The sequence below is a fragment of the Mycobacterium sp. genome (assembly GCF_040509115.1).
Classification (GTDB): Bacteria; Actinomycetota; Actinomycetes; order Mycobacteriales; family Mycobacteriaceae; genus Mycobacterium.
The window spans coordinates 1-7796 of record NZ_JBEVLO010000495.1; the positions used below are offsets into that span (position 1 = coordinate 1).

A 7796-nucleotide genomic window follows, 5' to 3' on the forward strand; every position below is an offset into this window, starting at 1 on the left:
GGTGTCGGCGCCGCTCTCCCCGATCGGTTCGACGAAGTCGGTCTCGGCGATCACCGCCTTGGCCCCGAGCAGGCCGACGCTGTGCGACAGGACCTTGCCCCGCTGGTGGTAGTTGAGCATCCCCGCGACCGCGCCGCACTTCACCACGGCCAGCATCAGAAGCACCGAGTGCGGCGAGTTCCGCAGCATCACCCCGACGACGTCGCCGTGCCCGACCCCCCGCGCGGCGAGCACCGCCGCATAGCGGTTGACGGTCTCGTTGGCTTCTCGGTAGGTCAGCTGCTCGTCTTCGAACGTGATGAAGGGCTTGTCGCCGTAGCGGGCGGCTCGCTCTTGAAAGACCTTGCCGATCGACGTCTTCGCCGTCGGGCGCGCCAGGAACCCGGTGACCACGCCACGGGCGATCACAGGTGCGTCCTTCAGCAGTCCCGGCAACTTCGGGGCGATGTCCAGCAGGCCGACATGGGCGCGGGTTCCGGAATTCTGGTCGCTCACGAGCCAACCTTAACGGCGGGCGTGAGAACGATCACTGCTGCGGGGCGCACGCCTCCAGGGCCGCGTCGACGTCGGCCACCACGATCAGCCGGTCGAGCGCTCCGGCACCGACGTAGCCGGTGTCCTGCAGACCGCGCAGCCACGTGAGCAGTCCGTCGTAGTGGCCGAACGGGTCGAGCATCACCAGCGGTTTGTCGTGCATGCCGAGGTAGCCCGCCGTCCACGCCTCGAAGAACTCCTCGAGGGTGCCGATGCCGCCGGGCAGGACGACGAATGCGTCGGCCCGGTCCTCCATGACCTGCTTTCGCTCCCGCATGGTGTCGGTGACGATCAGTTCGTCGGCCTCCACGTCGGCGAGCTCGCGGTGCACCAGTGCCTTCGGGATCACGCCGACGGTGCGCCCGCTGTGCGCCCGCGCGGCCCCGGCCACCGCGCCCATGGCCGAGACGTTGCCGCCGCCTGACACCAGGGTCCAGCCGCGGTCGGCGATTGCCGCGCCCACGTCGGTCGCCAGCTTGAGCAGCTCGCGATGAGTCGGGCCGGATGCGCAGTACACGCACACCGCCCACGGGCCGCGAGGTTCTGGGGTCTCTGCATGTTCGGCGGGCACGGGAGCAACGTACCCGGCAGAGGGCACCGGTTGAACCGACGCGTTCCGCGTTTCGCGCGACGTCGCCAGCAATACACTTCGGCCGTGGTCGATCGCATCGCTGACGCCGCCAAGGCGTTGGCTTCTGGCGATCTGGCGGCGGCCGAGGACTTGGGCCGCGCAGCGTTGCTGGACGGGGAGTCCCTCACGGCCCGGCTGACACTCGCACAGGCGTTGGCCTGGCAGGGTCGCGGCCGGGACGCGGATGCGGTGCTGTCGGAGGTAGATCATCCGACCTTGAGTGAGTCCGACCTGGTGGCCTGGGCGTTGCCGCGCGCGGCGAACCAGTTCTGGATGCTCGACGAGCCCGAGCGGGCGACGGCGTTCCTTCGGGCCGTGCGGGGTCGGATGACGTCCGAGGGCGCGGCGACGAGGACGATCGACGCGCTTCTCGGCACGTTCGCGATGAACGCGGGCAGTCCGCAGCGCGCCATGCAGATCACCCGCGACGTGCTCGCCGACCCGACCGCTGACCTGCAGGCCGTCGGGTGGGCCGCGGCCGCGGCCGCACTGTGCAGTGCGCGGATGGGGAGTTTCGCCGAGGTCGACGGGTTGGCCGCGCGGGCGATCGGAGCCGGGCATCCCGGGCTCCTGCGGTTCACCAGCGCCTTCGGGCAGACCACTGCGTTGGTGATGTCGGGCGAGCTCGACCGCGCGCAGCAGTTGGCGCAGCAACTCGTCGACGGTGCGCAGCCGTCGCAGCCGGGTCACGCGATCGGCGGGTTGCTGGTCGCCGACGTCCTGATCGCGCGGGGCGACGTCGCCGGGGCCGTCGCGCTGCTGGAGCCCGCTGCCGCCGCACTGGGCGCGACGGGCTATTCGTGGGGACCGTTGGCGTGGATGTCGTTGGCGCACGCTCTCGGCCAGTTGGGGCGGGTCGCCGACGCGGGCCGGATGCTGGCGCGCGCCGAGTCCCGGCACGGACTCAAGTCGATGCTGTTCGCGCCGGAGCTGGCACTGGCCAGGGCGTGGACGGCTGCTGCGCGACGCGACGGGGCGGGTGCGATCGAGGCTGCGCGGGAATCGGCCCGCGCCGCAGAACGAGGCGGTCAGTCGGCGGTCGCCCTTCGCGCATTGATCGACGCAGTGCGCCTGGGTGACACCCGCGCCGCCGACGCCATCGAGCGGCTCGAAATGAACTGCGCCGTAGGACTTTTGGGACTGTCCTATGCGCAGGCCTTCACCGCGGGGGACGCCGAGGCATTGGACGCGGCCGCCGCGGCGTTCGACGGCATCGGCATGCGCGGTGTCGCCGCCGACGCGGCGCGGCAGGCAGCCGCGACGCGCGATTAGTCCCCGGCTCGGCTTGGTGCGGCGCACCGACGTCGCCGGCCCAGACCATCGTGGCGTCAGCCGTCTCGGGATCGACGTGGACCGAGGCCGACGCTGATCGGCGAGGCCGTGGCTGCCCAGAAACTGCCGCCAATCAGCCCTGCCGCCCCGCCATAGAATCGACGTTGCTGCGGCGCCACGAATGTCGGCGACCGGTGGTTCTCGTCAAGGCCGAACAGGGGGTTCCAGATGGCCGACCAGTTCTCCGTACAGACCGCCGACGTGCGCACCAACGCCGCGAAGTACGACCAGGTGGTGGCGACGCTGTCGCAGGTGATGGGGGCGGGGGCGCCGCAGTCGGCCGCGGTCGCGACGTCTCAGGGACAGATCGCGTCGCCGGTGATCGGCGCCTTGGACCAGGTGCTCGGCAGCAGGCAGGCCACGCTGCAAGCCACGTCGACGTCCAGCCAGACGATCGGCGACCTGTTGCGCCGGGCCGCTCAGATGTACGACGAGGGCGACGTCGCCGGCGCGGAGCGGCTCCGGGCGGCTGCGGATGCGCTGGCCGATCCCGAGGGCACCAACGGCACGGATTCCCAACGAGCCTCCACGGATTCGGAGCGAGCCTCCACCGAACGGGATGACGGCACGTCCACCGGCTCATCGAGCGCAGGCGCGGATCAGGCCGGGCAGCTCGCAGGCCAGGTCGGCCAGCAGGTCGGTCAATTGGGTCAGGCGATCGGCCAGGCCGTGGCCGGGCTGGTGCAGGGCTTGACGCAGCTGCCTCAACAGATCGTGCAGGGCGTGCAGTCGGCCACGCAGGCCGGCGCCGACGAGAACGTCGATGGCACGCCGGGCGAGGACGCGGCGCGGCCCGGTGAGGAAGAGAAGGAAACGGATCCGACCATCGACGACAGGGCACGTGAGGATGAGGGTGAGGAGGAGGTGGCGACCGTTCCGAGCGGCGATCACGCCCAGCCGGATGACACGGTGGACGGCGCCGCACCGGGCGACCACGCGGGCGGTCCGCTCCCCCCACCGGTCGCCGAGCGAGCCGTGCCTGCGCAGACCCGTCCTCAGCAGTCGGCGCCCTAGACCAGCCGTCCCGCGGCCAGCTTGAGCCACCTGGCCACGCCGATCGATTGGAGGAAGCGCTCGTCGTGACTCACCACCACGAACGCACCGCGGTAGGCGTTCAGTGCTGACTGCAGTTGCGCGACGCTGACGAGGTCGAGGTTGTTGGTCGGCTCGTCGAGGAGCAACAGCTGAGGCGCGGGCTCCGCGTACAGCACGCACGCGAGCGTGGCGCGCAGCCGCTCCCCTCCCGACAGTGCCGCGACGGGAAGATGGATGTGGTCGCCGCGAAAGAGGAACTGCGCCAACAAATGCATGCGGCGGGTGTGCGTGAGGCTCGGCGCGAACTCGGCGAGACTCTGCGCCACGGTGCGCTCCGGATCGAGCAGATCGAGCCGCTGCGACAGGTAGGCAATCCGACCGTCTCCCCGTTGCACGTCGCCGAGGGTCGGTGCGACGTCACCGTTGACGATGCGGAGCAGCGTCGACTTGCCAGCTCCGTTGGATCCCATCAGCGCAATGCGTTCGGGACCACGGATGTCGAGGTCGATCCCGTTGCCCGCAAACAGGTTTCGATCTCCCATTCGGATCTGCACGCCGCGAGCGACGAGCAGCGTACGACCCGCGGGCACGTCGGTGTCGGGGAGGTCGAGCACGATGGCGTCGTCGTCGCGAAGTGCCCGCTCGGCATCGTCGAGCCGATTCCGGGCGTCGTCGACGCGCTTGGCATGCACGTCGTCGGCCTTGGCGGCCGACTCCTGGGCGTCGCGTTTGAGCTTGCCAGCGACGATCTTGGGCAGGCCCGCGTCCTTGACGTTGCGGGCGGCGGTGCTCGATCGTCTGGCGGCGCGTTCGCGGGCTTGCTGCATCTGACGCTTCTCCCGCTTGAGCACCTGTTCGGCGTTGCGGAGGTCAGCCGCGGCGGCTCGCTGGCCGGCCTGGACCGCGCTCTCGTACTCGGTGAAAGTGCCTCCGTAGAAGACGATTTCACCGCGATGGAGCTCGGCGATGCGGTCCATTCGATCGAGCAGCGACCGGTCGTGGCTGACGACGAGCAGGGTGCCCCCGAAGTCGTCGAGCGCAGCGTACAGGCGGTGCCTGGCGTCGACGTCGAGGTTGTTGGTGGGCTCGTCGAGCAGCAGGACGTCGGGCCGCCGCAGCAGCTGCGCGGCGAGACCCACCGCGATGACCTCGCCGCCGCTCAGCGTGCCCAGCCGCCGATCCAGCGCGACGTGGGCCAGACCCAGTCGGTCGAGTTGCGCGCGCAACCGCTCCTCGACGTCCCAGTCGTCGCCGATCGCGGCGAACACCGCGTCGGAGGCGTCGCCCGCGGCAAGGGCGTCGAGCGCCGCGATGACGGGCGCAACGCCGAGGACGTCGGCGACGGTGCGGTCTGCGGAGGAATCCGTGAAGGGCAGCGTCTGAGGCAGATACCCGACGGTGCCGTCGACGACGACGGTGCCCGCGCGCGGCGCGAACTCTCCGGCGATGAGTTTGAGCAATGTGCTCTTGCCAGCGCCGTTGGGCGCGACGAGCCCCGTGCGGCCGCCGGGGACGGTGAAGGTCAGGTCGACGAACAACGGCGTGTCGTCGGGCCAGCCGAAGGACAGGTGTGAGGAGACGATGGAGACGTCGGACATGCGAAGAATCTCTCGGTGGCGCCCGCGGCGCAATGGCCACGGAGGTGGGTGACGGTCGGGGCATGCTCCGGCTATCCGGAGATGTCGTCACCCAGCATGTTTCGGCCCACCTCTAGTCGATTCGACGTGCGTTCACCATGGTATCGACGTCGGTCAAGTCAAATAACTGCGCAGCATGTCGGTGGCGGCGGTGATCTGACTGACCTCCACGCGTTCGTCGACGCGGTGCGCGGTGTTGGGGTCGCCGGGCCCGTAGTTGACCGCCGGGATGCCCAGCGCCGCGAACCGTGCAACGTCGGTCCAGCCGAACTTGGCGCGCACCCGTCCCCCGGCGGCGGCGACGAGCGCGGCGGCCGCCGGCTTGGTGAGTCCTGGCAGAGCGCCCGCCGCGGCGTCGGTCTGCTCGATGTCGACGGCGAGGCCGTCGAGCACGTCGTGGACGTGTGCGAGGGCCTGCTCGGGGCTGCGGTCGGGGGCGAACCGGAAGTTCACCGTCACCGACGCGGCGTCGGGGATGACGTTGCCCGCGACGCCGCCGTCGATGCGGACGGCCGACAGGCCTTCGCGGTAGGTGCAGCCGTCGATGTCGACGTTGCGCGGTTGGTAGTTCGACAGCCGATCCAGGACGGCGCCGAGCTTGTGAATGGCGTTGTCCCCCAGCCACGATCGCGCAGAATGCGCTCGCGTTCCGACGGCGCGGACCACGACGCGGATGGTGCCCTGACACCCGGCTTCGATGAAGCCGCCGGACGGCTCGCCGAGGATGGCGACGTCGGCCCGCAGCCAGTCGGGCAGCTCGCGTTCGATGCGACCGAGACCGTTGGCGCTGGACTCGATCTCCTCGCAGTCGTACATCACCAGGGTGATGTCGTGTGACGGCTCGGCGATGGTGGCGGCCAGGTGCAGGAACACCGCGTCACCGGACTTCATGTCCGAGGTGCCGCATCCGTAGAGCTCGTCGTCGACTCGCGTGCTCGGCACGTTGTCGGCGGCGGGAACGGTGTCGATGTGACCGGCGAGCAGCACCCGGGACGGGCGTCCGAAGTCGGTGCGGGCCAGCACGGCGTCGCCGTTGCGGATCACTTCGTAACCGACCGCCTGGGCGCGCAGCGCAGCCTCGATCTCATCGGCGATGCGCTGCTCGTGTCGCGATTCGCTGGGGATGTCCACCAGCGCCGCGGTCAGCTCGATCGGATCCGCACGTAAATCCAGGCCCACAGCCGTCCACGCTAGTCCAGTAACGTTTGGCACCGTGACTTCAGCATCAGGCGTCGGCGTGGCCACCATCGCGGCCGACGGAACGATTCTCGACACGTGGTTCCCCGAGCCGGAACTGTTGGGCGGGCAGGAGCGGAGCGGCGCCGGGGGTGTCGCTGCCGTGGAGTCCGGCACCAACCGCCTGTCAGTAGCCGAGGTGACCGACGAGCTGGCCGCCTTGACCGGGCGTGATGACGAGCGCGACGTCGAGACCGTGATCGTGCGGACGACGATCGCGTCGCTGGACGACAAGCCTGCCGACGCATTCGACGCCTACCTGCGCCTGCACCTGCTGTCGCACCGGCTGATCGCCCCCCACGGAGCCAACCTGGACGGCATCTTCGGCGTGCTGGCCAACGTGGTGTGGACCAACTTCGGGCCCTGCGCCGTCGACGGCTTCGAGCTGACAAGGGCCCGGCTGCGGCGCCGCGGTCCCGTCACGGTGTACGGCATCGACAAGTTTCCTCGCATGGTGGACTACGTGGTGCCTGCGGGCGTCCGCATCGCCGACGCGGACCGGGTGCGCCTGGGCGCGCACCTCGCGGCGGGCACGACGGTGATGCACGAGGGTTTCGTGAACTTCAACGCGGGCACGCTCGGGACGTCGATGGTCGAGGGGCGGATCTCGGCGGGCGTAGTAGTCGGCGACGGTTCCGACGTCGGGGGCGGCGCGTCGATCATGGGGACCCTCTCGGGCGGCGGCAAGGAGATCATCTCGGTCGGGAAGCGCTGCCTGCTCGGCGCCAATGCCGGCATCGGCATCTCACTCGGCGATGACTGCGTCGTCGAAGCGGGTCTTTACGTCACGGGCGGCACGAAGGTGACCACCTCGGACGGGCAGACGGTGAAGGCCCGCGAGCTGTCGGGTGCCAGCAACCTGCTGTTCCGGCGCAATTCGGTGTCCGGCGCGGTCGAGGTGGTCGCCCGCGACGGCAGCGGCATCACGCTGAACGACGCCCTCCACGCCAACTAGCGCGCCCCCTGCGGGCGCCCCGCCCACACGCCGAATTCTGCGTGTGGGCTGTTCTTCGTCACGCCCCGCGACCCTGCCGCAGAACTCGCGAACGGGTCGATTCCTGCCAACCGCCGCTCAATCACTGCCACCGGAATGAAAGCTCTGACCTGCCGGTTATAGGCATCAGACCGGCCGGGAAGGCCTCCCCACCGGAACCAGAAACAGAGTCACTCACGAAAGAAGAACGACCATGAAGAACTTCGGATTCGCCACCATCACCACCGCCATCGCCGCCGGCCTCACCGCCGCCGTCCTCGGCTTCGCCGCCCCCGCCAACGCCGACCTGACCCACCACCAGTGGATCAACGACATCCAGCACTCGGCCACCACCGGCCAGGTCACCTCCACCGTCGGCAACGGCCGCTAAGACACCAGACGCGAGAAGGGCACCCCG

The 7796-nt window shown here is 69.9% G+C and carries 7 protein-coding genes and 1 pseudogene; 4 read left to right on the forward strand and 4 right to left on the reverse strand.

Annotation, left to right across the window (positions count from 1 at the left end):
* Nucleotides 1-495, reverse strand: a 495-nt coding sequence (locus tag ABW137_RS33455) for an AMP-binding protein (protein ID WP_526406855.1), incomplete at its 3' end; no start/stop codon positions are given.
* 31 nt (nucleotides 496-526) lie between these two features.
* Complete coding sequence (gene log, locus ABW137_RS33460) at nucleotides 527-1105, reverse strand: cytokinin riboside 5'-monophosphate phosphoribohydrolase (protein WP_526406856.1); 579 nt, start codon at nucleotides 1103-1105, stop codon at nucleotides 527-529.
* Nucleotides 1106-1204: 99 nt separating this feature from the next.
* Between log and ABW137_RS33465 the strand changes: the two are divergent.
* Nucleotides 1205-2437: pseudogene (locus ABW137_RS33465) on the forward strand (AAA family ATPase); the annotation flags it as partial.
* A gap of 228 nt (nucleotides 2438-2665) precedes the next feature.
* On the forward strand, nucleotides 2666-3511 hold the full coding sequence (locus ABW137_RS33470; RefSeq protein ID WP_526406858.1) for a type VII secretion target: 846 nt from the start codon (nucleotides 2666-2668) through the stop codon (nucleotides 3509-3511).
* Here ABW137_RS33470 and ABW137_RS33475 read toward each other — a convergent pair.
* On the reverse strand, nucleotides 3508-5130 hold the full coding sequence (locus ABW137_RS33475) for an ABC-F family ATP-binding cassette domain-containing protein (RefSeq protein WP_526406860.1): 1623 nt from the start codon (nucleotides 5128-5130) through the stop codon (nucleotides 3508-3510). The two genes, ABW137_RS33470 and ABW137_RS33475, sit on opposite strands and share 4 nt — an antisense overlap.
* Before the next feature lie 153 nt (nucleotides 5131-5283).
* On the reverse strand, nucleotides 5284-6348 hold the full coding sequence (dapE, locus tag ABW137_RS33480) for a succinyl-diaminopimelate desuccinylase (protein ID WP_526406862.1): 1065 nt from the start codon (nucleotides 6346-6348) through the stop codon (nucleotides 5284-5286).
* A 34-nt stretch (nucleotides 6349-6382) separates the two neighbouring features.
* Here dapE and dapD point away from each other — a divergent pair, with 34 nt between their 5' ends.
* Both dapD and ABW137_RS33490 read left to right on the forward strand, forming a co-directional pair.
* Entirely contained in the window at nucleotides 6383-7360 is a 978-nt protein-coding gene (gene dapD / locus ABW137_RS33485; protein WP_526406864.1) for a 2,3,4,5-tetrahydropyridine-2,6-dicarboxylate N-succinyltransferase, read from the forward strand.
* Between the two features lie 232 nt (nucleotides 7361-7592).
* The gene (locus tag ABW137_RS33490) at nucleotides 7593-7769 is read left to right on the forward strand and encodes a hypothetical protein (protein ID WP_526404575.1); all 177 of its coding nucleotides are present in this window, start codon (nucleotides 7593-7595) and stop codon (nucleotides 7767-7769) included.
* Nucleotides 7770-7796: the final 27 nt, after the last annotated feature.

Bases quoted from the DNA above. Each gene is read 5' to 3' on its own strand.
- ABW137_RS33470 (WP_526406858.1), top strand. From the start codon at position 2,666: ATGGCCGACCAGTTCTCCGTACAGACCGCCGACGTGCGCACCAACGCC.
- ABW137_RS33475 (WP_526406860.1), bottom strand. From the start codon at position 5,130: ATGTCCGACGTCTCCATCGTCTCCTCACACCTGTCCTTCGGCTGGCCC.
- ABW137_RS33490 (WP_526404575.1), top strand. From the start codon at position 7,593: ATGAAGAACTTCGGATTCGCCACCATCACCACCGCCATCGCCGCCGGC.